A 24,729-nucleotide genomic window follows, 5' to 3' on the forward strand; every position below is an offset into this window, starting at 1 on the left:
ATGGTTTAGCGAAAGCCCGGCTATTTGCCGGGTTTTTCGTATTTGCCGGTCAGGCGCTGGAACGATTGGCTGCAGGACTTTTCGAACGTCTACACTCCCCGGAAATGATGAGGTTTGCCATGACTCCTGAAACTGAAGGCAAGGAAGAGAAAGGCTCTAGTGGGCTGCCGTTTATCAATGATCCGGGGAATGAGGATCCGGGATCGCTGATGGATGATGCGACGGTGCCGCTGAATGATTCGGATGAGGCGGATATGGAGTATGAAGAGGATGAGGATGAGCAGTGATTTCTTAAAATACGACTCGTTGATGGTGTGATCATAGAATCTTTGGGCCTTTATCTATGAGGCCCTTACGATTTAGAATGAAACATCAATTCTTTGCGCAGTGATTTTGACAAACTGTCCATTCAGATGCGGGTACTCGAAATGAATGCCCTGGTCAGAAAAATCCACTAACGATTGAAAGATATCGTCATTTAAATAGCCGTATATTTCACAAGAAAAACCATCATCGAGCATTTCAATGCGTGGCTCCTCGTTATTAACTTTAGAGATGCGCAGATCGTCAGGTAGTACCATTTCAAATTCTACTTCGTAAGACGTACCCACTTCGATTTGAGAGGGGCAATAAACTGCGAAACATCTGATGGTCAAGCCCTGAACGTTGAGCAGAACCAATTCTTCTATAATTGAATCTATTTGAATGATTTTTGCAATATATTTTATAGTCACGCGTAGGTCTCATTTTTTTGCATTGCGGTTCGGTGGATCACGCATATATGGGTCTTGTCATGAGGGCTGACATAATTTTTTGCGCAGTCTGAATAACTTGATTTTTACCAGTTCAAGTCGCAGCTGCTTAGTCTGGAAGAAAGTAGCAGTCGGCTTTATTTTTTATCGATAAGTGAGTACAGATTACTTGGGTGCGGCATTTTAGTGATTTTATTATTTTTTATATATTCCCTGAGCTCGTTCTCAATTACTTTCTGGTCGCAAAATTTCTGGTATTTTTCAGGTCTGTCTTTTGCAAAAATATATAGGCGCCACGCATCAAATCCATCGATTCTGTCGTCCGGGCCGTAGTCGAAGTCCACGGACTCGTTAGGGAAATAGATGGCACACCCAATGCCATGTAACTCGTACTCAATATCTGCAGTTATATTTCCGCAGCGCGTTATATGACTCGTGCGCCAAAGCCTCAAGATGTTACGAAAGCCAAACTTTTTTTCGAGCAACGCAGTTCCTGCTTCCACCAATGAAAGGTAATCAGCTATAAGGTTTTCCAAGTTTTCGTTTTGTTTGTGCATTTTCTTTTTCATAACTCAAGTTTTCAGTTGAAGAGATTTGACCCAGTCCAGGTAGAAGGTTTTCTGATCTCCTATGTTGTTTGTTAAATTTGTGTCGTCATAATCAAAAATCCGAACAATATCTTCCTCACTTGAAGGTGTTCCCATACGCAATTCGTAAGCTACAAGTCCGTGCGACATTTGTGAGCTCATCCTTGAAGGATGGACGTTTAGCTTTGATCCTTTGCATAAAAAAGTAATGTCCGAAAATTCTGATCTCAATGCGCCGAAGCAACCAAAGAAGTCGTAAGAGATGTAAGTTCTTGTCAGGCCGTTGGTTCTAATGAATGTTAAAGACCTATTTACTCTGTCGCACTCAAGTCTCGCGGTCTCTAAGCCCTGTGACGTTAAAATTTGTATTTTGAATATTTTCATTGTTTTTTTCTGTTTGGATTGAGTACGGAGTAGCCTTTGTAGCTACCGTCTTCGTTGACAGGCGTTGCTCCAACGATATCTCGATTTTTGATTCCACTAGGAACAGCAATCTCAGCCTCTCCACGATGCGGCGAAATAGCTCCCAGCTCTTTATTTACGTCAATTCCTCGAATGTTTTTCAGAATATATATATATCCATCAGCGTAGCCAAAACCTGTCGCGAACTTCGTTGCCGCTTCTTTTGACACGGAGGTGCTGACATACCAACTCGGAGGGATTTTATTGTCGAGAGCATGCAGGAACAGATCTGTGCTATCGCCCCAGGGTTCAAAACCGGTTTCAAAGATTTCCCAAGGTTCTCGATCATCGCCTCGATATAAATAATAGTTGTCTTTTTTCGGTGCAGGAATCGCTGGCTCGCCTTGAGTAACCTTCGAGCCACTCACTAAGTTCGGTGCGGTGCAATGCGGCCTATTCGGCGGCGGACAATTGGAGTTCAACCCCAACGGATCCACCCACCCAATCGGATTCGGCGTGTACTGGTACTGATTAATCCCACCTGCCAGCTTCACCGGATCCGGCGTCAGATACCGCCCCAACCTCGGGTCGTAAAACCGATGCCGGTTGTAGTGCAGTCCACTTTCCGCATCGAAATACTGCCCCTGAAACCGCAGCGGCTGATCCAGATACTCATCACCCGCCAACGTCACCGCCGCGACTTTCCCGTAGGCGTCGTACTGCGCCGACCAGACGATTTCCCCGCTGTAATCCGTTAGCTCCAACGGCGTGCCAAGGTGGTCGTTCTGGTAGTAAAACGGGCAGGCTTTTTTCGGGCCTTTGCCGTCGAGCAGTGCTAACGGACGGAAGGTGCCGGGTTCGTAGACGTAGCTTCGATATTCGGTTTCGCTACTTTCAGCGACGAGGTTGTCGCCTTGCCAGAAGAATTCCGTGGTGGCACCGTCGACGGTTTTGCTGATGCGCCGGCCGAAGGCGTCGTAACGGTAAGACGCGGTTTTGCCGTCGGGGCGAGTCAGGCCGATCAGGCGGTGTTGGCAGTCGTAGCGGTATTCGGTGACAAGTTTGTGCGCTGTGCCGCGACGTTCGCGGATCAGGTTGCCGAAGGCGTCGTAGTCGTAGTGGAGATCGCCCTGCATCAGCAGGCGGTTGCCTTTGATCTGGCTCGGGCCGGGGCGATCCTGCATGAGCAGGTTGCCAGCGGGATCGTGGGCGTAGGTTTCCGGGAGTTCGTCGCGGGAGTGGCGGACGCGGATCAAACGGTCGAGGGTGTCGTAGCCGTAGGTGCGTTGGCCGTGGCGAGTGTCGGCGATGTACGACAGATTGCCGTTGGCGCTGTAGGCGTAATCGCGGCGATACATCGAATCGCGTTTATGGCCCACGGCATGGGCGAGCAGTCGGCCCTGTTCGTCGTAGGAGTATTCGCTGAGCAGCAGGCCTTGCTCGCGTTGTTGTTCGCGACCGGACTGGTAGACGTGGCGGGTGAGCGGGGCGCCGTTGAGGTCGATGCCGGCGAGGGTGCCACCCTTGGCGTGTTGATAGTCGAGTTTGCTGTTGTCCGGCAAACGCATGCTTTTGAGCTGGCCGCAGGCGTCGTAGGCGAAACGCAGGGTGCCCCAACCCTGGTGCTCGGTAATCAGCCGATCCTGGCGGTCGTATTCGAAGGCCAGCGGATGGTTCTGGCCATCATCGACGCTAGTCAGGCGCCCTAACGGGTCGTACTGATAACTGACGGTCACCCCATCCGGCAGGGTTTTAACCAGCAGACGCCCAGCGCCATCGCGTTCGTATGCGGTGACTAACCGTGAGTCGTCATCGCCAAACTCGGTCTTTTCCAGCAGGTGACCGTTGAGGTCATACACGTAAGCGGTACGGCGCCCATCGAAACCGGTTTCCTGTCGGATTAATCCGGTCGGCGTGTAGTCCAGCTGATATTTCTCACCGGACTCATTCTCGATTTCCGTGAGCAACAGTTGCGCGTGGTCGTAGCGATATTGAATCCGCGTGCCGTCGTGGTTAATGCGGCGGGAGACGAGATGCAGGTCATCGTCGTATTCATACCGGGTGATATGCCCCAGCTCATCACGCTCGGCGGTGACTTGTCCGTACGCGCCGTAGGTGTAAGCACGCGTGGCGCCGGTAGGAAAAGTCGTCTGAACCAGTCGTCCAACGTCGTCCCACTGCTGACGCGTAACGGCACCGTGTTGATCAACCGTGGTCGTCCGTCGTCCCAAAGCATCGTAGGAAAAACGCCGTACGCCCCCCTCAGGCAACGTCTCTTCAACCAGTTGGCCAAGATCATTCCAGGCCAGCAAATGCCGACTGGTGTCCGGATACCGGATCGACACCAGTTGCCCGCGAACGCTGTAGTAGTAATGAGTGACCTGTCCGTCAGGATCGACAGCCTCGGTGATGTCGCCCTCGGCATTGCGCCGATAAATCCACACCGCATCGCCACGCGAATGCCGATGCAGCAAACCGTTGCGATACTCGTAGGACGTTGGTGCATCCGCCGCAGGAATCAGCGCAATCAGCCGTCCGACATCGTCGTATCGGTACTCGGTGATAGAACCCAGCGCATCCTGTTCAGCGACCAACCGTCCCTGATCGTCGTACGCCTTGAGCTGTTCGCCACCGTCGGCCTCAACCTTGCGCACCAGTCGCGCACGGTCGTCATGGACATAAACCTCTTCGGTGCCATCGACGTAATGCACCGCGACACTGCCGTCGTCATCCCAGACGTAACGCGTGTCCATCTGCGAAAACGACGCCCAGTGCCGTACACAACGCGCAGCCTTGCCAGCCCGTTCCCATTCCCAGAAAAAACTCGCACCACCGGTCAGCTGTCGCTGCAGGATGACGTGCGCATCGTCGTAGTCGTAGCGCTCGCTCTCATCTAATGCATTGGTTGCCGCCAACAAGCGCTGACGCGCGTCGTGGCAATAGCGAACAAGGATTTGCTCCGTCGCCCATTCAGCGTTTTGCAAACTTTGGTAATCAACCGCGATGAGTTGCGCGCGGTCGTAACGCAGCAATAAGGAGCGACCTGCACCGTTATCCAGTCGCTGAACCCTGTCAGACCGATCGCGATGTACCGTCAGGCGATTGCCATAGGCATCGCTGATCGACGTCAGACGCCCGGCCCGAAAGTGGTAAAACCGCGCCGTTTCCCCAGCCAGCGCTAGGATCAATTCCTCCGGTTCATCCCCGAGAAAAATTGCTGCCCGCGACAAACTGTTGTGAATAGAAGGCCGCTCAACATTCGGCAGCGGAAACCGTGTGCGCCGATTCTCGTGATCGACCCAAACAACCGAGTCGCCATCAAACTCCAGCCGATGCGCCAGCGAATGGCTCCAGCCAAACCCCAGCCCGACATCGATTTCCACCGCACTGGTGCGATACAACCGGGTGAACTCAAACGGCAACACGCCATCAAGCACGCCATCAGTCAGCGTCAGCAGTTCCTCGCCAGTGACCATCGATACCGGACAGCCGTTGGTGCAGGTACGCGGTACACAATCAGCGCTATCCCCATTTGGATTTTTCGCCTGATCCGAAGCGTCATCGTGAGGCTCATGACGCTCCATACGCGTATTGCCATGTGCCTTGTCCCGTGCAATCGGCGCCGGGTTTGGCACCGTCAACACCACTTCATCTGCCTGCCGAATGTTCAGCGGAATCGACGGCGTCGGTTTCAACGGCACATCACGCGCACTCAGCATCAACGGTCTCAGCGCGCCCGCATGTTGAGTCAGCTCCGGCGCAGAGGTCAGTTCAGCCAGGCGCAACGCCGAGGCCGCCAGCCATTCCCGCGCCCGTGGCGATTTGATCTTCGCCAGCACTTTGCTGCTCAAGCGCAGCGGCACGCCGACGCCACCCGACACGCGCATCAGCAGGAAACTGATCAACAGTTCGACGCGCACCTCAGCCACGACTTCGGCCAGGTACTGCGGCGGCAGCATCTTCAGCCAACTGGTGAACGCGGCCAGATGAATGAACATCAGCGGCTCATCGCTGAGCATCAGCAATGCATTGGCAATCGCGTCGCTGGAAATTTGCAGCAGGGCCTCAAGTTCGGCGCCGCTGAGGTATTCCAAGAGCTTTTCGCTGTTGGCTTGAAGGTCGGCGAGGAGGGCAAACAGTTGCTTGATGTCGTCCCAGACACCGTTCAGCGCTTTCTCGAAGCCGCGCCAATCCGCCTGTTGCAACTGCCGGTAACGGTCAGAAAATCCGGCGTTGGAGAACTCCGCCCATAACGGCTGAAAACCTGTCCACTCGGCACGCAACCAGCGCTCGAGGTCACCAAGAATGCTTTCGTAGGAGTCATACAACTCACGAACATGCGCAGTGGAAACATCGGGAAAGAAGGTGATGCGATAACGCTGGCCCCGATTGCAATCGGTCACCTGCAATATCCCGCTCGGGCCGATCGTATGGCGCAGCGCTTCGCCGAAGGTCAGGACACCGCCGACGTCGCCAATCACCGGTTCGAGCGTCACCGGGGTGTTGCCGATCGGTACGAAGCGGGCGGCTTCGAACATGTGCACCAGGGTCAAAGATCCGCTGGCGGGGCACATGACTACGGATGAGCTGATCGGTTTGCGAGATTTGATCGGGGCGCTGAGGCGTACGTCGTTGCCGACGGTAAACACCTGCTCGACATCCAGCGCTGTGCCCGTCCAGTATTGTTCGGCCCAGGCTTCGTAGTTATTGAGGCACAGGCGAAATTCGCCGATCAGGGTTTCGAAATCCGGGTGATCCGGATTCAGTGCGGCAACTATCAGCAGGCCAATGCTGTTGTTCAGGGCCAGTAGCCGATCGGGTTGAAACATTCGCAGTCGCTCGCGCACATCAAGGAGGAGCACGGACTTTGCGGGGGATCAGAAAGGAAAGAAGTCGGCCAAGTAGGTGATGCCTGTAGGACGTTTCGCTAAATATTCGCGAGTAGTTCATCGGCGCAACAGACATTGCCCGTTGCTCAATGTCTGTCGCGCTCGTTATGCTGCTGAACCCTTTAATCAGATCCGAGCAGCGGCGCGATGCCGCCTGGGATGTCTTTGAAAACGGATCCGATGATGAATGCAGCGCTGAAGGCGTTCGGCCCGATCAAGGCCGTGATTTTCGATATGGACGGTTTGTTGCTCGACACCGAAGGCATTTACACCGAGGTCACTTCGCTGATTGCCCAGCGCTACGGGCGCACCTTCGACTGGAGCGTCAAACAGAACATCATCGGTCGCGGTGCCAACGATCTGGCCAATTACGTGGTGCAGGCGCTGGATCTGCCGATCACCGCCGAAGAGTTCTTGGAGATCCGCGAGCCGTTGATGCGTGAGCGTTTCCCGAAAGCGCAGGCGATGCCGGGCGCCGAGGAGCTGATTCGGCACCTCAAGGCGCACAACATTCCGATCGCGGTGGGCACCAGTTCGTCGCGTCAGTCGTTTGGTCAGAAAACCACGCTGCACCGCGACTGGTTCGCACTGTTCGACTTCATCGTTACCGCAGACGATCCGGAAGTCGGCGCGGCGAAACCGGCGCCGGATATCTTCCTGACGGCAGCTCGACGTTTGGGCGTCGCGCCTGAGGATTGTCTGGTGTTCGAGGATTCGCCGTTTGGCGTGACCGCTGCGAAAGCCGCCGGCATGACCGCGATTGCGATTCCGGACGCCGCCATGGCTGATGAAAAATACGCACACGCGGACGGGATTCTTCGTACGTTGAAAGCCTTCACCCCGAGTGCCTGCGGTTTACCGGCGCTGGAATGGGCGTAAACGCTTGAGACAAAAAAACGCCGCCGCTCTGTGAAAAGAGCGGCGGCGTTTTTCGTTACGGCGACTTGGAAATATCAGGCGCCGAAACCACCGTCGATGGTCAGGCTGGCACCGGTGATGTAACCGGCTTCCGGGCCTGCCAGGTAGGCGACGAAGCTGGCGATTTCTTCGGCTTTACCGTAGCGGCCGACGGCCATCAGCGGGATCAGGCTTTCGGCGAAGTCGCCGTGCGCCGGGTTCATGTCGGTGTCGACCGGGCCAGGTTGCACGTTGTTGACGGTGATGCCGCGCGGGCCAAGGTCGCGGGCCAGGCCTTTGGTCAGGCCGACCAGCGCCGATTTGCTCATCGCATATACACCGCCGCCAGCGAAGGGCATGCGGTCGGCGTTGGTGCTACCGATGTTGATAATGCGCGCACCTTCGCCCATGTGTTTGGCGGCTTCTTGGGAAGCGATGAACACGCTGCGAATGTTGATCGCCACGGTCTGGTCGAAGTCTTCCAGTTTGAAGTCTTCCAGCGGTGCGACCGCCAGCACACCAGCGTTGTTGACCAGAATATCGACTCGGCCAAACGCTTCGACGGTGGCGTTAACGGCGTGGCGGATGGCGGCGGCGTCAGCGCTGTCGGCCTTGATCGCCAAGGCTTTGCCACCGTTGGCGATGATGCTGTTTTGCAACTCTTCAGCTTTGGCGGTGGAGCTGACGTAGGTGAAGGCTACTGCAGCGCCTTCAGCGGCCAGACGTTTGACGATGGCAGCGCCGATACCGCGGGAACCGCCTTGAATCAGAGCGACTTTACCGCTGAGGTGTTGAGTGGTCATGTTCGATCTCCAGAGTGTTCAAGGCGGGAATGCCTTGGTATTGGTGGCGAGTATCGACTTGGTATCGACAACTGTGTAGACCATGATTGCTATAGTCTGTGTAAACCAGAAGTTTATAGTGGTGATCATGGAAACCTTCAGCAGCATCGAATGCTTCGTGCGCAGTGCCGAGGTCGGCAGCTTTGCCGAGGCCGCACGACGCTTGAGTCTGACTCCGGCGGCCGTTGGCAAAAGTGTTGCCAAACTTGAGGTGCGGCTCGGCGTGCGGCTGTTCCAGCGTAGTACACGCAGCCTGACGCTGACCGAGGCCGGGCAGCTGTTTTTGAATCAGGTCAGTGGCAGCCTGACCACTATTCAGAATGCCGTGGCCAATCTGTCCAGTGTCGAAGGGCTGCCGGCGGGGACGCTGAAAGTCAGCATGGGCGCCGCGTTTGGTTGTTTGCACATCGTGCCGATGCTGAGTGAGTTTCTGCAGCGATATCCGGCGATCAGTCCGGACTGGCATTTCGATAATCGCCAGGTCGATCTGATCGGGCAGGGGTTTGATGCGGCCATTGGTGGCGGCTTCGATCTGCCGCAAGGGGTGATCGCACGCAAGTTGAGCCCGGCGCACCGGATTTTGGTGGCGTCTGCCGATTATCTACAGGCCAATCCCGAAATCACCGAGCCGGACGATCTCAGCCTTCACGACGGGATTCTGATCCGTTCGCCGCAAACCGGACGCGTGCGTTCTTGGCAGTTGACCGGGCGCGATCCGCAGAACTGTCGGCCGTTGATGCTCAAGGCGCGCATGACCCTGAGCGATTCCGAAGCCGCGTGCGCAACGGCGGCGCAAGGGTTGGGGATCGCGTTGGTGAGCATGCCGTTTGCGGTGGGGTATCTGGAGTCGGGGAGGTTGCAGCGGGTGTTGCCGGAGTGGTTTGTTGATGATGGCAATATTTCGGTCTACTACGCCGAGCATAAATTGTTGCCGGGGAAGACCCGGGCGTTTGTGGATTTTTTGATTGAGCAGTTTGCGGAGCGGGGGTTGGTGCGGCGGTTTAGTGCTATTTGAGTAAGGCATCTGACCGAGGTGCGGCCATCGCGAGCAGGCTCACTCCTACATTGGAATGCGCCCCCTGTAGGAGTGAGCCTGCTCGCGATGAACGATAACGCGGTCTACCGGGCAAACCGCCCCGGCCAGCCAATAATGTTCTTCGGCCGCGGCGTCGCATAAGTCCGCACCTTCGACGTCGACAAGCCCAACCGCACCAGCGATTCCGCAATTGTCACCGCCGCCGTCACGCCATCCACCACCGGCACGCCGGTACGACGACGAATCTGCTCATCCAGCCCGGCCATTCCGCCGCAACCCAGGCAAATCACCTCGGCCTTATCCTGGGTCACCGCCAACTCGGCCTGATGCACGATCGCTTCCAGCGCACGCTGCGGTTCGTGTTCCAGCTCCAGAACCGCCAAACCACTGGCTCGCACCGAAGCGCAACGATCCCACAGCCCCGACAATTTCAGCCGATCCTCGATCAACGGCACGGTGCGATCCAGCGTGGTCACCACCGAGTAGGCATGGCCGAGAAACATCGCCGTACTCGCCGCCGCGTCGGTGATGTCCACCACCGGCACGTTGAGCAATTCCTGCAAACCTTCGCGACCATGTTCGCCGTAACCGGCCTGAATCACCGCGTCGAACGGTTGGTCGTAGGCCATCACCCGATCCATCACGGCAATCGCGGCGAGGTAGCTTTCGAAGTTGCCTTCAATCGAGTCGGCGCCGAAAAACGGCGTCAAGCCAACGATCTCGGTACCCGGTGACGCGACGGCCTGCGCCGAGCGGGCGATGGCTTGGGTGATGGACTCGGTGGTGTTGACGTTGACCACGAGAATACGCATGGGAAATCCTTATAGCGGGCAGTTCTGCGGCCCGACATCCGGGCCGCGAGGGAAATTAATGGCAGACGTTGTCGACCGCGATCGACTCTCCGCTGACGTCGGCGTAGTGCGGTTCGCGTTTGGCGATGATCAGGTAGAGCATTCCGGCGATGCCGGCGCCGATCAGCCAGGAGAACGGCGAGACGCTGTGGAAGCCCGGCACCAGCGCCAGCACGATGGCGATCAGCGCCGCTGGAATGAACGCGGCAACGGCGCGCAGGTTGACGCCACGGCTGTAGTAATAAGCGCCGTTCGGGTCTTCGCTGTAGAGCTGCGGCACGTTGATCCGGCCTTTGCGGATCAGCCAGTAGTCGACCATGATCACCCCGTACAACGGGCCGAGCAGGGCGCCGAGGCCGGACAGGAAATACACGATCACCAGCGGGCTGTTGTAGAGATTCCACGGCAGGATCAGCACGGCGATGGTCGCGCTGATCAGCCCGGCGCGTCGGAAGGTCAGGTACTTCGGCGCCAGGTTGCTGAGCACGAACGCCGGGGCGACGAAGTTGGCCATGATGTTCACCGCCACGGTGACGATCAGGAAGGCCAGGCAACCCAGTACCAAAAAGAACGTATTGGGAATCGACGCGATGATTTCAGTCGGGCTTTCGATGATTCGGCCATTGATCTGAAATTGCGCGCCACACAGCAGGACGGTAATCGCGGCGAACACCAGAATATTCACCGGCAAGCCCCAGAAGTTTCCTACCTTGATGGTCTTGCGGCATGGCGAAGAGCGGGCGAAGTCACAGAAATTGAGGATCAACGTGCCGTAGATCGCCAGCCACAATGCGCCGCCAGCAAAGATGTTGCGCCACATCTCGCCACCGGTCAGCGGATCGCGGGTCGACCAGGCGATGGTCGCGTTGGCCTGGAAGTACATCCATGCGGCAAGCGCGGCAACGGTCAGCAGAATCACCGGCCCGGCGAACGCCTCGTAACGACGCACCATTTCCATGCCGTAGGCGAGAATCGCCAGTTGCACGAACCAGATCGCCACGAACGATGCCCAGCCCAGCGTCGACAGACCGAGGATCGAGTTGTGGTCGTATTCGGCGAAACCAGGATGCACTGCCGTGAGCAGCACTCGTAGGACTACTGACGCCAGATACGTCTGAATCCCGAACCAGGCGATGGCGATAACCGCCCGGATCAATGCAGGAATTTGCGCACCGTGAATGCCGAAACTGATCCGGCTGATCACCGGAAACGGCACCCCGGTTTTCTGCCCCATGTAACCGGACAGGTTCATGAAGAAGTACACCAGCGCCGCGCCGATCCCCAGTGACAACAAAATCTGCCAGCCACCCAGGCCCAACGCGTACAAGCCGATGGCGAAGGAATAGTTGGCGATGTTGTGCACGTCGTTCGTCCACAAAGCGAAGATGCTGTATTTGCCCCAGCGTCGACCTTCGGCCTTGGTCGGCGCGAGGTCGCTGTTGTGCAAGCGGGGGCTCAGTTGTAACGGTTCGGCCAGACCGTCGTAAGACGATGGTTGATCGAGGGCAGAGGCGGGCAGATTCAGCGCGATGTTATTGGAGAGACTTGTACGCATTCCGGCAGGCTCCTGATGTTCAGCGCCGCGATGACTGTGCTTAAGCCGTCAGGCTCGACAAATCTTCGTCGTGGCAGTGAAACATCACTGGTTACGGGGCATCTGCAGCCTGTACGGGATAGGGCGCTTCAGGCTTGCGGATCGAAAGTGTGTTTATGTTTTGCAGTTTTGTATACAAAACATGTATGCACTAAAGCCAGATTTGTGCCAGTTACTGATCTATGGACGGCGTTGCTCATTTCGAAAAGTTATCGAGGAGCGCTAAGTGACTGAAATGTGGTGATTAAAAATTGACCGATTGAACAGGTATTTATTTTCGGTGGGGGATTTGGGCGGGGAGCAAAAGCGTGAAGATTTCGGAGGGGATGTAACCTTTCAGGGCGCGGAAACAAAAAAGTGCACACACAAATGGCACCGATGGTGACATTCGTGTGTACACATTTCTTGAGCCTTACCCCAACCATTGTAGGAGTGAGCCTGCTCGCGATAGCGGTGTATCAGTCGATGAATTTTGGCTGATACACCGCTATCGCGAGCAGGCTCACTCCTACAAAGGGGCAGCGGTGTGACTGAGGGTTATGCCTTACTGATGATATTCCCCGCATGCAGCCCGCATTCTTTCTGCGTCGCTTCTTCCCACCACCAGCGCCCTTCGCGCTCGTGCTGATTTGGCAGGACAGGGCGGGTGCACGGTTCGCAACCGATGCTGATGAAACCGCGCTCGTGCAGGCTGTTGTACGGCAGCTCGAGCATGCGAATGTAACCCCAGATCTCTTCGCTGGTCATCTGCGCCAACGGGTTGAACTTGTACAGGGTGCGTTCCGGCGTGGAGAACGCCGTGTCGATTTCCATCGCTGCCACGGCACTGCGCGTGCCCGGGCTCTGGTCGCGGCGCTGGCCGGTGGCCCAGGCTTTGACGCCGGACAGCTTGCGGCGCAGCGGTTCGATCTTGCGGATGCCGCAGCATTCGCCGTGGCCGTCCTTGTAGAAACTGAACAGGCCTTTTTCCTTCACGAACGGCTCCAGTTTCGTGTAGTCCGGCGACACCAGTTCGATGTCGATCTTGTAGTGCTCGCGCACTTGATCGATGAAGCGGTAGGTCTCCGGGTGCAGGCGGCCGGTGTCGAGGCTGAACACCTTGACGTTCTTGTTGAGCTTCCAAGCCATGTCCACCAGCACCACATCCTCGGCGCCGCTGAAAGATATCCACAGGTCATCGCCGAACTCGGCAAAGGCGAGTTTGAGAATGTCTTGCGCGGATTTGTTGGCATAGGTCGTGGCGAGTTCCACGACGTCGAACGTTGCACTCATCAGGGCGGCTTCCTACAGGTCGGTGGCGCTGGGCGCTCTATATGGGGCCGATGGTAACAAAAAGCTGCGCGGCTCGGGGCGCGCTGTGCGTTGCGCGAGTGGATTTGAGTCGCTAGAGTTCGGCCTCGCTCGACTCAAATAATCAATACAAACGGGAGTGTCTTGTGGAAATTGCTTGCCTGGATCTTGAAGGGGTGTTGGTGCCGGAAATCTGGATCGCCTTCGCCGAAAAAACCGGAATCGACTCCCTCAAGGCCACCACCCGGGACATTCCCGATTACGACGTGCTGATGAAGCAGCGTCTGCGCATCCTCGACGAACACGGCTTGAAGCTCTCCGACATTCAGGAAGTGATCGCCACGCTGAAGCCGCTGGACGGCGCGGTGGAGTTCGTCAACTGGCTGCGCGAGCGCTTTCAGGTGGTGATTCTGTCGGACACGTTTTATGAGTTCTCGCAGCCGCTGATGCGTCAGTTGGGCTTCCCGACGTTGCTGTGCCATCGTCTGATTACTGACGAAACCGGGCGGGTGACCAGCTATCAGTTGCGCCAGAAAGATCCGAAGCGCCAGTCGGTGCTGGCGTTCAAGAGCCTGTATTACCGGGTGATTGCGGCGGGGGATTCGTATAACGATACGACGATGCTGGGCGAGGCGGATGCGGGGATTTTGTTCCATGCACCGGAGAATGTGATTCGCGAGTTTCCGCAGTTTCCGGCGGTGCATACCTTTGCTGAGTTGAAGCAGGAATTCCTAAAAGCCTCCAACCGCGACCTCAGCCTGTAAGCCTGGCTAAATGATCGTTCCCACGCTCTGCGTGGGAATGCCTCAACGGACGCTCCGCGTTCGGCTTTGGATGGGACGCCGAGCGTCCCGGGCTGCATTCCCACGCGGAGCGTGGGAACGATCATTACTCAGAGGTTTTGCAGGGTTTCGAGAAGGATTCTGACTTTGGTGATCGACTCCTGATACTCAGCCTGCCAATCCGAATCGGCAACAATCCCGCCACCGCCCCAGCAGCACACCTGCCCATCCTTGACCAACAGACTGCGAATCGCGATGGAGCTGTCCATCTCGCCGCGCACGTCGAGGTACAGCAACGAACCGCAGTACAACCCGCGCCGGGTCGGCTCCAGTTCATCAATGATCTGCATCGCACGAATCTTCGGTGCGCCGGTGATTGAGCCGCCGGGGAAGCTGCCGGCAATCAAATCCAGTGCGTCGCGGTCGTCCGCCAGTTCGCCGGTGACGCTGCTGACCAGGTGATGCACGTTCGGATAGCTTTCCAGACTGAATAACTCCGGTACCCGCACCGAACCAATGCGGCAAGTGCGGCCGAGGTCGTTGCGCAGCAGGTCAACGATCATCAGGTTTTCCGCGCGATCCTTGGGGCTGGCCAGCAGTTCGGCGGCGTTGGCCGCATCTTCGGCTGGGGTCAGGCCGCGAGGGCGGGTGCCTTTGATTGGCCGGGTTTCCACTTGGCGCTGGCTGACTTTGACGAAGCGCTCGGGCGACAGGCTCAACACCGCGCCACCGTCAGGCAGGCTCTGGAAACCGGAGAACGGCGTCGGGCAGGCTTCGCGCAATGCGCAATAGGCCAGCCACGGATCGCCTTGGCACTCAGCGCGGAAGCGTTGAGCGAAGTTGACCTGATAGCAATCGCCGGCCTGGATGTAATGTTGAATGCGTTCGAAGGCCTGACGGTAATCGTCGGCCGAGAGGTCGGCGGCCATCGGGTTGTTGAGCTTGAACGGGGTTAAAGCACTAACGACTGGCTGCGTGAACAACAAAATCAGCCGCTGTTTCTCGCTGTCGATCACGGACGGGTGAAAGACCAATTGGCTGGTTGACGTCTGGTGATCGCTGATCAGCGCCCAGTCGTACAGGCCGAAACGTGCGTCGGGCAATTGCAGATCATCGCGGGCCTGGCTTGGCAGGTTTTCCAGATGACGGCCGAAGTCGTAGCTGAGGTAACCGATCAAGCCGCCGGCGAATGGCAACTCGAAACCCGCCGGTAAATCCGCCTCGCCCAAGCGCTGCAAATTGTCGCGTAACCGCTGGAGGAAATGGTTGCCACTCTCGTCCGGCAACACCGCCAGTTGTTCCAGCGGCCAGGCGCTGAGCAGGTCATAACGACCGCGGTCGGCACTCGGCCTGCCGCTGTCGAGCAGCACGGCGCCGGGCGCGTGGCGGATGGCCGCGAAATAGTCGGCAGGATTGGCGCGGTAGGGCAGCGGGTGTACGGAACAGGTCAACATGGGCGGGGCAGATCGGCCGTTGAGGCGGGGTTGGGATTGTAGTCCTCTCCGATGCCAGATCAAAGTCAAAAGCCACCCCCTCACCCCAGCCCTCCCGAAACGTCGGACCGCCCCCAAGGGGGCGAGGGGAAAGGGAGCAGATCGGGGTTTTACTGATCGTTCCCACGCTCTGCGTGGTAACGCCGCCATGGACGCTCTGCGTCCACTGTGACGCGGAGCGTCACGGGATGCATTCCCACGCAGAGCGTGGGAACGATCATCGGGGGAGATCAGCCTTCGACGGCGGGAATATGCCCAAACATTTCCTGAGTAAACGCCACCCGCTCTTCAGCCGTCTCGACCACCCCACGCGCCTTCAGCTCTTCCAGCCGCGCCTCAACCGCATGCGTACGCAACGTCAGCCCACAGTCGTTAGCAATCTGAATATTCAACCCCGGCCGCGCATTCAGCTCGAGAATCAGCGGGCCTTTCTCCTGATCGAGCACCATGTCCACACCGATGTAACCCAGTCCGCACAGCTCATAACAGCCGGCCGCGAGTTTCATGAAACCGTCCCAGTAGGGCAGTTGCACGCCGTCCACTGCGTTGGTGGTGTCGGGGTGTTTGGTGATGATGTTGTTCAGCCAGGTGCCGCGCAGGGTCAGACCAGTCGCCAGATCGACACCGACGCCAATCGCGCCCTGGTGCAGGTTGGCCTTGCCGCCGGATTGCCGGGTCGGCAAACGCAACATCGCCATCACCGGATAACCCATCAGCACGATGATGCGGATGTCCGGCACGCCTTCATAACTGATGCTTTTGAAGATCTGATCCGGGGTCACGCGGTATTCGATCAGCGCACGGTCGCGGTGGCCACCCAGCGAATACAGGCCAGTAAGAATGCTCGAGATATGATGCTCAAGCTCCTCGTGGTCAACGATCTTGCCCGACACCGTGCGATAACGGCCCTCGAAGCGGTCGGCGACGACGATGATGCCGTCACCGCCGGCGCCCTGCGCCGGCTTGATCACGAAGTCGCTGCGCCCGCCGATAATCTCGCCGAGCTTGTCGATTTCCTTCTCGGTGGAAATCACGCCATACAATTCCGGCACGTGGATGCCGGCCTCGATTGCGCGTTCCTTGGTGATGATCTTGTCATCGACGATCGGGTACAGGCTGCGCTTGTTGTACTTGAGCACGTAGTCGGCGTTACGCCGATTGATGCCCATGATGCCGCGCGCTTCCAGCGCCTTCCAGGTCTTCCAGAAACCGAACATCAGGCGTCAGCCTTCTTCAGGAAAGCCTTGAAGCGCACCAGTTCGGTCAGGCGGTAGCCGCGATAACGACCCATCGCCAGCATGAAGCCGACCAGAATCAGCAGGATCGCCGGGAAGGTGAACACGAAGTACACCAGCTCAGGCACGGTCATGATCAGGTGCGCCAGGGACGCCGCGAACAGCGTGCCGATCGCAACTTTCATCGCATGGCTGGCGCCGCGTTCTTCCCAAGTGATCGACAGACGTTCGATGGTCATGGTCAGAATCACCATCGGGAACAGCGCCACCGACAGACCACGTTCCAGGCCGAGCTTATGGCTGAACAGACTGATCGCCGCGATCAACACCACGACAAAGGTCAGCACCACCGACAGTCGCGGCAGCATTTGCAGCTTCAGGTGTTCCAGATAGGAACGTAATGACAGCCCCAGCGCCGTGATCACGGTAAACAGCAATATACCGAAGCCCAGTTGCGTCTCGCGGAAGGCGAGGGCGATCAGTACCGGGGTGAACGTGCCGAGGGTTTGCAGGCCGATCAGGTTGCGCAGGATCAGGATCACCAGCACGCCGATCGGAATCATCACCATGATCATGAAGGTCTGCTGGGTCTGCAGCGGTAAGCCGTACAGCGAGTATTCAAGGAAGTTGGCGTCGGTGTTTTCGTCAGTCAGCTTGGCCAGACGAATCGCGTTCATCTCGCTGTTGTTCAGGCTGAAGGTCACATTGGCTTTCTTGCCGCCGTCGACGGTGATCAGGTTTTCATCGCCGGTCCACCACAGCAGGCGGTCGGTCGGCAGGCCTTGCTCGCCGGTTTCCGGGTTGAAATACAGCCAATCGTTGCCGTTGAAGCTGCGCAGCCACAGTTCGGGCATTTGCGGTTGATCAGCGACGAGGCGGATGGTGTGGACTTTTTCCACCGGTACGTGGGCGATGGACAGCAGCAATTCGACGATTTTGGCTTTGTGCGCAGTCGACGGATCGCCGGCCAGCAGCAGTTTCACATTGTCGTCGTTGAGGTTGTTGACGCGTTTGATCGCTTCGCCGATGAAGGTCTCGACGTCGGCGGAGTGTTGGCGGATCGGTGCGAGCAGGGCCTCGGCAGCGATTTTTTCCGGGCCTTCGATGGCGATGCTGTCGCGGAAGGTCGGGCCTTTGACCTTGGATTTTTCCGCGGTGTAACGCTTGGTCAGCACCAGACGGTAATAAAGGGTCTGGTTGCCCTTGGCGCGACGTGCCGACCAGGTCACCTTGCGGTTGCCGTCGACACGGTTCACCGCGACGCCGTAGTTATTGGAAATAAAACTCTCATTGAGGCTGACGTAATCGCGGCTCAGCGGCGGTACGAACATCTGGATCTTTACCGGATCCTTGGTGCTGGCGACGAACTCGACTTTGGCGTCGATGTTCCACAAGTCGTCGGTCGCATCTTCGGTCACCGGGATGCCAAGTACGAAAATCTGATAGGCCGTAACCGAAACGCCCAGTAACACCAAAATGGTGATCAGGATTTTCAGGTGGAAGGTTAGAGAACGCATGGAAATTACTCGGCGGTATGAGCGGCGATGGTGCAGGCGGGTTTGCCGGCAGCGTATTTAAGACTGGGGTCGACCAGCGCGTCGAAGCGTTTCAACGCTTCGGAGCCGATCAAAAGCGGGTATTGGAACGCACTTCGGTCGGTCAGGTTCACTTCGATGCTGCGCATCGCCGTGCCCATGCAGATATCCAGCTCGATTACCGGACGGGCGGTGTACTTCTTGCCTTCTTCCGGGTCGTAGTCGCCGGCGCGGCGTTTGATTTTGCTGACGCGGGCCAGTGGCCGTTCGATCGGGTGCGAATGCGCCGCGTCGATCGCCAGGTAGAAACGTACCCAGGACTCACCGTTGCGTTTAAAGCGTTTGATGTCGCGGGCGCTCAGCGAGGCGGTTTTTGCGCCGGTGTCGAGTTTGGCCGCGACTTCGAGATTGATGCCGTCAAGCGAAGCGTATTCGTTGAGGCCGTACACGGTTTTTTCCCCCGCGGCGGCGAGGCCGGGCAGGCAAAACAGGGCAAAGAATGTGGGAAAAGGCTTGAGTCTCATAAATCCTGGTGCGCAGCGTTCCGTGGTCGGTTCAGGTGCCTGGCAAGACTTGCGCAAGCGCCTGCGTGTGCCTGGCAGCTTTTTATGACAAGCCGTACAAATGGCCAGCAAATGCGGGCGGCATTCTAGCACGGTGGTTTTATGGCGCCAGCGCTGGGGGCGGTCTATACAAGATCCAAAGATCGCAGCCTGCGGCAGCTCCTACACTGATCCCTGTAGGCGCTGCCGAAGGCTGCGATCTTTTAAGGTTATTAGACGATTGTCGACAATACCCATTTATCCTTTGACTGATTCGGCTGAATTAGCTAGTTTTTGCCGCATTGGATTTAAAGGTGTCGACAATCATGCTGGATCAACTCGATCCCCCGGTCATCAACGGTGACGATTCCGAGACGCTCTCGGAAAACGTCTTCCGGCGTATTCAGGCGGCCATCGTCAAAGGCGAGATCGCCCCGGGCAGCAAAATCTCCGAGCCGGAACTGGCGCGCACTTACGGCATCAGCCGTGGACCGTTGCGTGAGGCGATTCACCGTCTCGAAGGCCAGCGCCTGTTGGTGCGCGTCCCGCATGTCGGCGCGCGGGTGGTCTCGCTCAATCATGCCGAGCTGATCGAACTCTACGAAATCCGCGAATCCCTCGAAGGCATGGCCTGCCGTCTGGCAGCCGAGCGCATGAGCGTCGAAGAAATCGACGAACTGCGCCGGGTGCTGGAAACCCATGAGCGCGACGCTGCGTTTCAGGCCGGCGTCGGCTACTACCAGCAGGAAGGCGATTTCGACTTTCACTACCGGATCATTCAGGGCAGCGGCAACCGCACGCTGACCCAAATGCTCTGCGGCGAGCTGTATCAACTGGTGCGCATGTACCGCATCCAGTTTTCCACCACGCCGAACCGCCCACGCCAGGCCTTTGCCGAACACCACCGGATTCTCGATGCCATCGCCGACCGTGACGGCGAGCTCGCGGAATTGTTGATGCGCCGCCACATCGGCGCCTCGAAACGCAACATCGCCCGTCATTACCAGGACGGCGCCCACAATAAGACAGCCACTGAACGAGGTGAGTCATGAGTTCCAAGCACAGCACTCCAGGCCAGCGTTTCCGCGATGCGGTCGCCAGCGAGCATCCATTGCAAGTGGTCGGCGCGATCAACGCCAACCACGCGCTGCTGGCCAAGCGCGCCGGTTTCAAGGCGATCTACCTGTCCGGTGGCGGGGTGGCCGCCGGCTCGCTCGGCGTGCCGGATCTGGGCATCACCGGTCTGGATGACGTGCTGACCGACGTGCGCCGCATCACCGACGTTTGCGATCTGCCGCTGCTGGTCGATGTCGACACTGGTTTCGGCTCGTCGGCGTTCAACGTCGCGCGCACGGTGAAGTCGATGATCAAGTTCGGCGCGGCGGCGATTCATATCGAAGATCAGGTTGGCGCCAAGCGCTGTGGCCACCGTCCTAATAAAGAGATCGTCAGCCAGCAGGAAATGGTCGACCGCATCAAAGCCGCCGTCGATGCGCGCACCGATGACAGCTTTGTGATCATGGCGCGTACCGATGCGCTGGCGGTGGAAGGTCTGGAATCGGCACTGGATCGCGCCGCCGCGTGCATCGAGGCTGGCGCTGACATGATCTTCCCGGAAGCCATCACCGAGCTGGAGATGTACAAGTTGTTCGCCAACCGTGTGAAAGCGCCGATCCTGGCCAACATCACCGAGTTCGGCTCGACGCCGCTGTACACCACCGAGCAACTGGCCGGCGCCGACGTGTCGCTGGTGCTGTATCCGCTGTCGGCGTTCCGCGCAATGAACAAGGCGGCGGAAAACGTCTACACCGCGATCCGCCGCGACGGCACGCAGCAGAATGTCATCGACACCATGCAGACTCGCATGGAGCTTTACGATCGTATTGATTACCACACGTTCGAGCAGAAGCTCGATGCGTTGTTTGCTGCGAAAAAATAATCAACGCCCCTTAGGAGCAAAGCTTGCTCGCGAAGACGACCGGACATTCAATATTTGCGTCGCCTGATGCACCGCTTTCGCGAGCAAGCTCAGCTCCTACAAGTGCAAGTACAAGTTTCCCCTACAAATTCAAGAAAAATGGAGACAACAATGGCCGAAGCAAAAGTACTCAGTGGCGCCGGGCTCCGTGGCCAGGTTGCCGGGCAAACCGCACTGTCCACCGTGGGCCAGGCCGGTGCCGGGCTGACCTATCGCGGCTACGACGTGCGCGAACTGGCAGCCGATGCGCAATTTGAAGAAGTCGCCTACCTGCTGCTTTACGGCGAGCTGCCAACCCAGGCGCACCTCGACGAATACCAAGGCAAGCTGAGCAAGCTGCGCGATCTGCCGCAAGCGCTGAAAGAAGTCCTCGAGCGCATCCCCGCCGACGCCCACCCGATGGACGTGATGCGCACCGGCTGCTCGTTCCTTGGCAACCTCGAACCGGAGAAGGACTTCTCCGAGCAGCGCGACAAGACCGACCGTTTGCTCGCCGCATTCCCGGCGATCATGTGCTACTGGTATCGGTTCAGCCACGACGGCAAGCGCATCAACTGCGTCAGCGACGAGCCAACCATCGGCGGCCACTTCCTGCACCTGCTGCACGACAAGAAGCCGAGCGAACTGCACGTCAAAGTGATGAACGTCTCGCTGATCCTTTACGCCGAGCACGAATTCAACGCCTCGACCTTCACCGCCCGCGTTTGCGCCTCGACGCTGTCCGATCTGTATTCCTGCGTCACCGCAGCCATCGGTTCGTTGCGCGGCCCGTTGCACGGTGGCGCCAACGAAGCGGCGATGGAAATGATCGAGCGCTTCTCGTCGCCGGAAGACGCGATCAAAGGCACCCTCGGCATGCTCGAGCGCAAAGACAAGATCATGGGCTTCGGCCACGCGATCTATAAGGACAGCGACCCGCGCAACGAAGTGATCAAAGGCTGGGCGAAACAGCTGGCTGATGAAGTCGTTGACAAGGTGTTGTTCCCGGTTTCCGAAGCCATCGACAAGACCATGTGGGAGCAGAAAAAACTCTTCCCGAACGCCGATTTCTACCATGCCTCGGCGTACCACTTCATGGGCATTCCGACCAAGCTGTTCACGCCGATCTTCGTCTGCTCGCGCCTGACCGGCTGGGCTGCGCACGTCTTCGAACAGCGCGCCAACAACCGCATCATCCGCCCAAGCGCCGAGTACATCGGCGTCGAACAGCGCAAGTTCGTGCCAATCGAACGTCGCTGAATGGTGAGTGCCAACTCCTGAGCGCAAACCCTGTAGGAGCTGCCGAAGGCTGCGATCTGTTGATCTTGATCTTGAAAAAAAAGATCAAAAGATCGCAGCGTTCGGCAGCTCCTACAGGGGGGATCGGCAAGAAGGCATCACCCTTTGCAACCACCGTGCCCCGAGTCCTGACCCGATGAACACAGCATTCCGCAAAACCCTGCCCGGCAGCCCTCTGGATTATTTCGACGCCCGCGCGGCGGTCGAAGCGATTCAGCCCGGCAGTTACGACACCCTGCCGTACACCTCCCGCGTGCTGGCGGAAAACCTGGTGCGTCGCTGCGACCCGGCCACGCTCACCGATTCGCTCAAGCAACTGATCGAGCGCAAACGCGACCTCGATTTCCCGTGGTTTCCGGCGCGTGTGGTCTGCCACGACATTCTCGGCCAGACCGCGCTGGTCGACCTCGCAGGTCTGCGCGACGCGATCGCGTTGCAGGGTGGCGACCCGGCGCAAGTCAACCCGGTAGTGCCGACGCAACTGATCGTTGACCATTCGCTGGCTGTCGAAGCCGGTGGTTTCGACGCTCAGGCGTTCGAGAAAAACCGCGCCATCGAAGACCGGCGCAACGAAGACCGCTTCCACTTCATCAACTGGACGAAAAAGGCCTTCAAGAACGTCGACGTGATCCCGCCGGGCAACGGCATCATGCACCAGATCAACCTGGAGAAAATGTCTCCGGTGATCCAGGTGCGTGAAGGCGTGGCGTTCCCCGACACTTGCGTTGGCACCGACAGCCACACCCCGCACGTTGATGCCTTGGGCGTGATCGCCATCGGTGTCGGCGGCCTCGAAGCCGAGAGCGTGATGCTCGGTCGCGCGTCGTGGATGCGTCTGCCGGAAAGCGTCGGTGTTGAACTGACCGGCAAGCTGCAACCGGGCATCACCGCCACCGACATGGTGCTGGCGCTGACCGAATACCTGCGCAAACAGAAAGTCGTCGGCGCATGGCTGGAGTTCTTCGGCGAAGGCGCCGCTGCGCTGACCCTCGGCGACCGCGCAACCATCTCCAACATGGCCCCGGAATACGGCGCCACCGCAGCGATGTTCTACATCGATCAGCAGACCATCGATTACCTGAAACTCACCGGTCGTGAAGACCAGCAAGTGCAGCTCGTCGAGCAATACGCCAAGCTCACCGGCCTTTGGGCGGACAACCTGAAAGGCGCGCAATACGAGCGCGGTCTGACTTTCGATTTGTCCTCGGTGGTGCGCAACATGGCCGGCCCGAGCAACCCGCATGCTCGCGTCGCGACCTCGGATCTGGCAGCCAAAGGCATCTCCGGTCAGTGGGAAGACGTCCCCGGGCAAATGCCTGACGGCGCGGTGATCATCGCCGCCATCACCAGTTGCACCAACACCAGCAACCCGCGCAACGTCATCGCCGCTGGCCTGATCGCGCGCAACGCCAACAAGCTCGGCCTGACCCGCAAACCGTGGGTGAAATCCTCGCTGGCGCCGGGTTCGAAAACCGTCGCGCTGTACCTCGACGAAGCGGGGCTGACCACTGAACTGGAGCAGCTCGGTTTCGGCGTCGTCGCCTTCGCCTGCACCACGTGCAATGGCATGTCCGGCGCGCTGGATCCAGTGATCCAGCAAGAGATCATCGACCGCGATCTGTATGCGACTGCGGTGCTCTCGGGCAACCGCAACTTCGACGGCCGCATCCACCCGTACGCCAAGCAAGCGTTCCTCGCTTCGCCGCCGCTGGTGGTGGCGTACGCCATCGCCGGCACCATCCGTTTCGACATCGAAAAAGATGTGTTGGGCGTGGTCGACGGCAAGGAAATCCGCCTGAAAGACATCTGGCCAAGCGACGAAGAAATCGACGCCGTGGTGAAATCTTCGGTCAAGCCTGAGCAGTTCCGTCAGGTCTACATTCCGATGTTCGCTGTCCACGAAGACACCGGCCCGAAAGTCACGCCGCTGTACGACTGGCGCGAGATGAGTACCTACATTCGCCGTCCGCCGTACTGGGAAGGCGCGCTGGCCGGCGCACGTCCGCTGAAGGGCATGCGCCCGCTGGCGGTGCTGCCCGACAACATCACCACCGATCACCTGTCGCCATCGAACGCGATCATGCTCGACAGCGCCGCCGGTGAATACCTGGCGAAAATGGGCCTGCCGGAAGAGGACTTCAACTCCTACGCAACGCACCGTGGCGACCACTTGACCGCACAGCGCGCGACTTTCGCCAACCCGAAACTGTTCAACGAAATGGTCGTGGAAAACGGCAAGGTCAAACAGGGTTCGCTGGCGCGGGTCGAACCGGAAGGCAAGGTCATGCGCATGTGGGAAGCCATCGAAACTTACATGGAGCGCAAACAGCCACTGATCATCATCGCCGGCGCCGATTACGGTCAGGGTTCGTCCCGCGACTGGGCGGCGAAAGGCGTGCGTCTGGCCGGTGTCGAGGCGATTGCCGCTGAAGGTTTCGAACGCATTCACCGCACCAACCTGGTGGGCATGGGCGTGCTGCCGCTGGAGTTCAAAGCAGGCACCGACCGTCACACCTTGGCCATCGACGGCAGCGAAACCTATGACGTGATCGGCGAGCGCAAACCGCGCGCGGACCTGACGCTGGTGATCCATCGTAAGAACGGCGAGCGCGTTGATGTGCCGGTGACTTGCCGTCTGGATACCGCAGAAGAAGTGTCGATCTACGAGGCCGGCGGCGTGTTGCAACGCTTCGCTCAGGACTTCCTTGAAGAGTCGGCGGTTGCCGTTTAAATCTACTGATGCAGG

The 24,729-nt window shown here is 58.2% G+C and carries 19 protein-coding genes; 8 read left to right on the forward strand and 11 right to left on the reverse strand.

Features of this window, described 5'->3' with window-relative positions:
• Positions 1-119: 119 nt before the first annotated feature.
• Positions 120-287, forward strand: a complete 168-nt coding sequence (locus QMX93_RS04510) for a hypothetical protein (RefSeq protein WP_007914082.1) — start codon at positions 120-122, stop codon at positions 285-287.
• A gap of 72 nt (positions 288-359) precedes the next feature.
• Here the strand turns inward: QMX93_RS04510 and QMX93_RS04515 are convergent, their stop codons facing one another.
• The 3 genes from QMX93_RS04515 to QMX93_RS04525 all read right to left on the reverse strand — a co-directional run bounded on the left by QMX93_RS04515 (position 360) and on the right by QMX93_RS04525 (position 6,570).
• Complete coding sequence (locus QMX93_RS04515; RefSeq protein WP_282353073.1) at positions 360-734, reverse strand: hypothetical protein; 375 nt, start codon at positions 732-734, stop codon at positions 360-362.
• A gap of 155 nt (positions 735-889) precedes the next feature.
• The gene (locus tag QMX93_RS04520; RefSeq protein ID WP_282353075.1) at positions 890-1,309 is read right to left on the reverse strand and encodes a hypothetical protein; all 420 of its coding nucleotides are present in this window, start codon (positions 1,307-1,309) and stop codon (positions 890-892) included.
• A 410-nt stretch (positions 1,310-1,719) separates the two neighbouring features.
• On the reverse strand, positions 1,720-6,570 hold the full coding sequence (locus QMX93_RS04525; protein WP_282353077.1) for an RHS repeat-associated core domain-containing protein: 4,851 nt from the start codon (positions 6,568-6,570) through the stop codon (positions 1,720-1,722).
• Positions 6,571-6,813: 243 nt separating this feature from the next.
• On the opposite strand from QMX93_RS04525, the gene QMX93_RS04530 reads away from it, so the two are divergent.
• Entirely contained in the window at positions 6,814-7,509 is a 696-nt protein-coding gene (locus tag QMX93_RS04530; RefSeq protein ID WP_282353079.1) for an HAD-IA family hydrolase, read from the forward strand.
• 74 nt (positions 7,510-7,583) lie between these two features.
• On the opposite strand, the gene QMX93_RS04535 is transcribed toward QMX93_RS04530, so the two are convergent.
• On the reverse strand, positions 7,584-8,330 hold the full coding sequence (locus QMX93_RS04535) for a 3-oxoacyl-ACP reductase family protein (protein ID WP_282353080.1): 747 nt from the start codon (positions 8,328-8,330) through the stop codon (positions 7,584-7,586).
• A gap of 127 nt (positions 8,331-8,457) precedes the next feature.
• Between QMX93_RS04535 and QMX93_RS04540 the strand changes: the two genes are divergently transcribed.
• Positions 8,458-9,384, forward strand: coding sequence for a LysR family transcriptional regulator (locus tag QMX93_RS04540; RefSeq protein ID WP_282353083.1), 927 nt, complete (start codon positions 8,458-8,460; stop codon positions 9,382-9,384).
• A gap of 104 nt (positions 9,385-9,488) precedes the next feature.
• Here QMX93_RS04540 and QMX93_RS04545 read toward each other — a convergent pair whose 3' ends face one another.
• From QMX93_RS04545 to QMX93_RS04555, 3 genes are all read right to left on the reverse strand, one after another.
• Positions 9,489-10,217 carry an aspartate/glutamate racemase family protein gene (locus QMX93_RS04545; protein WP_159815281.1) on the reverse strand — a complete coding sequence of 243 codons (729 nt, stop codon included), beginning with the start codon at positions 10,215-10,217 and terminating at the stop codon, positions 9,489-9,491.
• A gap of 55 nt (positions 10,218-10,272) precedes the next feature.
• Positions 10,273-11,811, reverse strand: coding sequence for an NCS1 family nucleobase:cation symporter-1 (locus QMX93_RS04550; protein ID WP_159815280.1), 1,539 nt, complete (start codon positions 11,809-11,811; stop codon positions 10,273-10,275).
• Positions 11,812-12,387: 576 nt separating this feature from the next.
• Entirely contained in the window at positions 12,388-13,122 is a 735-nt protein-coding gene (locus tag QMX93_RS04555) for a phosphoadenylyl-sulfate reductase (RefSeq protein ID WP_282353091.1), read from the reverse strand.
• Between the two features lie 164 nt (positions 13,123-13,286).
• Between QMX93_RS04555 and thrH the strand changes: the two genes are divergently transcribed.
• On the forward strand, positions 13,287-13,904 hold the full coding sequence (gene thrH / locus QMX93_RS04560; protein WP_016986256.1) for a bifunctional phosphoserine phosphatase/homoserine phosphotransferase ThrH: 618 nt from the start codon (positions 13,287-13,289) through the stop codon (positions 13,902-13,904).
• Positions 13,905-14,032: 128 nt separating this feature from the next.
• On the opposite strand, the gene pabB is transcribed toward thrH, so the two are convergent.
• The 4 genes from pabB to QMX93_RS04580 all read right to left on the reverse strand — a co-directional run bounded on the left by pabB (position 14,033) and on the right by QMX93_RS04580 (position 18,709).
• On the reverse strand, positions 14,033-15,376 hold the full coding sequence (gene pabB / locus QMX93_RS04565; RefSeq protein ID WP_282353098.1) for an aminodeoxychorismate synthase component I: 1,344 nt from the start codon (positions 15,374-15,376) through the stop codon (positions 14,033-14,035).
• 269 nt (positions 15,377-15,645) lie between these two features.
• A complete protein-coding gene (locus tag QMX93_RS04570) occupies positions 15,646-16,632 on the reverse strand; it encodes an alpha-L-glutamate ligase-like protein (protein ID WP_053116864.1) in 987 nt (328 codons plus the stop codon).
• The gene (locus QMX93_RS04575; RefSeq protein ID WP_159815415.1) at positions 16,632-18,167 is read right to left on the reverse strand and encodes an inactive transglutaminase family protein; all 1,536 of its coding nucleotides are present in this window, start codon (positions 18,165-18,167) and stop codon (positions 16,632-16,634) included. The genes QMX93_RS04570 and QMX93_RS04575 overlap by 1 nt, the downstream gene beginning before the upstream one ends.
• A 5-nt stretch (positions 18,168-18,172) precedes the next feature.
• Positions 18,173-18,709, reverse strand: coding sequence for an ATP-dependent zinc protease (locus tag QMX93_RS04580; RefSeq protein WP_053116866.1), 537 nt, complete (start codon positions 18,707-18,709; stop codon positions 18,173-18,175).
• A 347-nt stretch (positions 18,710-19,056) separates the two neighbouring features.
• On the opposite strand from QMX93_RS04580, the gene QMX93_RS04585 reads away from it, so the two are divergent.
• From QMX93_RS04585 to acnD, 4 genes are all read left to right on the forward strand, one after another.
• Positions 19,057-19,779 (forward strand): GntR family transcriptional regulator, encoded by a 723-nt coding sequence (locus QMX93_RS04585; protein WP_172680069.1) that lies wholly within the window; start codon positions 19,057-19,059, stop codon positions 19,777-19,779.
• Positions 19,776-20,666, forward strand: coding sequence for a methylisocitrate lyase (gene prpB / locus QMX93_RS04590; protein WP_007916432.1), 891 nt, complete (start codon positions 19,776-19,778; stop codon positions 20,664-20,666). The genes QMX93_RS04585 and prpB overlap by 4 nt, the downstream gene beginning before the upstream one ends.
• Positions 20,667-20,816: 150 nt before the next feature.
• Complete coding sequence (gene prpC / locus QMX93_RS04595; RefSeq protein ID WP_282353102.1) at positions 20,817-21,944, forward strand: 2-methylcitrate synthase; 1,128 nt, start codon at positions 20,817-20,819, stop codon at positions 21,942-21,944.
• Between the two features lie 175 nt (positions 21,945-22,119).
• Complete coding sequence (acnD, locus tag QMX93_RS04600; RefSeq protein WP_282353104.1) at positions 22,120-24,714, forward strand: Fe/S-dependent 2-methylisocitrate dehydratase AcnD; 2,595 nt, start codon at positions 22,120-22,122, stop codon at positions 24,712-24,714.
• Positions 24,715-24,729 lie beyond the last annotated feature (15 nt).

The organism is Pseudomonas sp. PS01303 (genome assembly GCF_029959385.1).
Lineage (GTDB): Bacteria > Pseudomonadota > Gammaproteobacteria > Pseudomonadales > Pseudomonadaceae > Aquipseudomonas > Aquipseudomonas rustica.

What these genes read in the sequence shown, in the direction of transcription:
- QMX93_RS04530 (WP_282353079.1), top strand. Translation starts at nt 6,814, where the DNA reads ATGAATGCAGCGCTGAAGGCGTTCGGCCCGATCAAGGCCGTGATTTTC.
- QMX93_RS04570 (WP_053116864.1), bottom strand. Translation starts at nt 16,632, where the DNA reads ATGTTCGGTTTCTGGAAGACCTGGAAGGCGCTGGAAGCGCGCGGCATC.
- QMX93_RS04525 (WP_282353077.1), bottom strand. Translation starts at nt 6,570, where the DNA reads ATGTTTCAACCCGATCGGCTACTGGCCCTGAACAACAGCATTGGCCTG.
- QMX93_RS04575 (WP_159815415.1), bottom strand. Translation starts at nt 18,167, where the DNA reads ATGCGTTCTCTAACCTTCCACCTGAAAATCCTGATCACCATTTTGGTG.
- QMX93_RS04555 (WP_282353091.1), bottom strand. Translation starts at nt 13,122, where the DNA reads ATGAGTGCAACGTTCGACGTCGTGGAACTCGCCACGACCTATGCCAAC.
- QMX93_RS04535 (WP_282353080.1), bottom strand. Translation starts at nt 8,330, where the DNA reads ATGACCACTCAACACCTCAGCGGTAAAGTCGCTCTGATTCAAGGCGGT.
- QMX93_RS04550 (WP_159815280.1), bottom strand. Translation starts at nt 11,811, where the DNA reads ATGCGTACAAGTCTCTCCAATAACATCGCGCTGAATCTGCCCGCCTCT.
- QMX93_RS04540 (WP_282353083.1), top strand. Translation starts at nt 8,458, where the DNA reads ATGGAAACCTTCAGCAGCATCGAATGCTTCGTGCGCAGTGCCGAGGTC.
- QMX93_RS04510 (WP_007914082.1), top strand. Translation starts at nt 120, where the DNA reads ATGACTCCTGAAACTGAAGGCAAGGAAGAGAAAGGCTCTAGTGGGCTG.
- prpB (WP_007916432.1), top strand. Translation starts at nt 19,776, where the DNA reads ATGAGTTCCAAGCACAGCACTCCAGGCCAGCGTTTCCGCGATGCGGTC.
- QMX93_RS04520 (WP_282353075.1), bottom strand. Translation starts at nt 1,309, where the DNA reads ATGCACAAACAAAACGAAAACTTGGAAAACCTTATAGCTGATTACCTT.
- QMX93_RS04545 (WP_159815281.1), bottom strand. Translation starts at nt 10,217, where the DNA reads ATGCGTATTCTCGTGGTCAACGTCAACACCACCGAGTCCATCACCCAA.
- QMX93_RS04580 (WP_053116866.1), bottom strand. Translation starts at nt 18,709, where the DNA reads ATGAGACTCAAGCCTTTTCCCACATTCTTTGCCCTGTTTTGCCTGCCC.
- acnD (WP_282353104.1), top strand. Translation starts at nt 22,120, where the DNA reads ATGAACACAGCATTCCGCAAAACCCTGCCCGGCAGCCCTCTGGATTAT.
- pabB (WP_282353098.1), bottom strand. Translation starts at nt 15,376, where the DNA reads ATGTTGACCTGTTCCGTACACCCGCTGCCCTACCGCGCCAATCCTGCC.
- prpC (WP_282353102.1), top strand. Translation starts at nt 20,817, where the DNA reads ATGGCCGAAGCAAAAGTACTCAGTGGCGCCGGGCTCCGTGGCCAGGTT.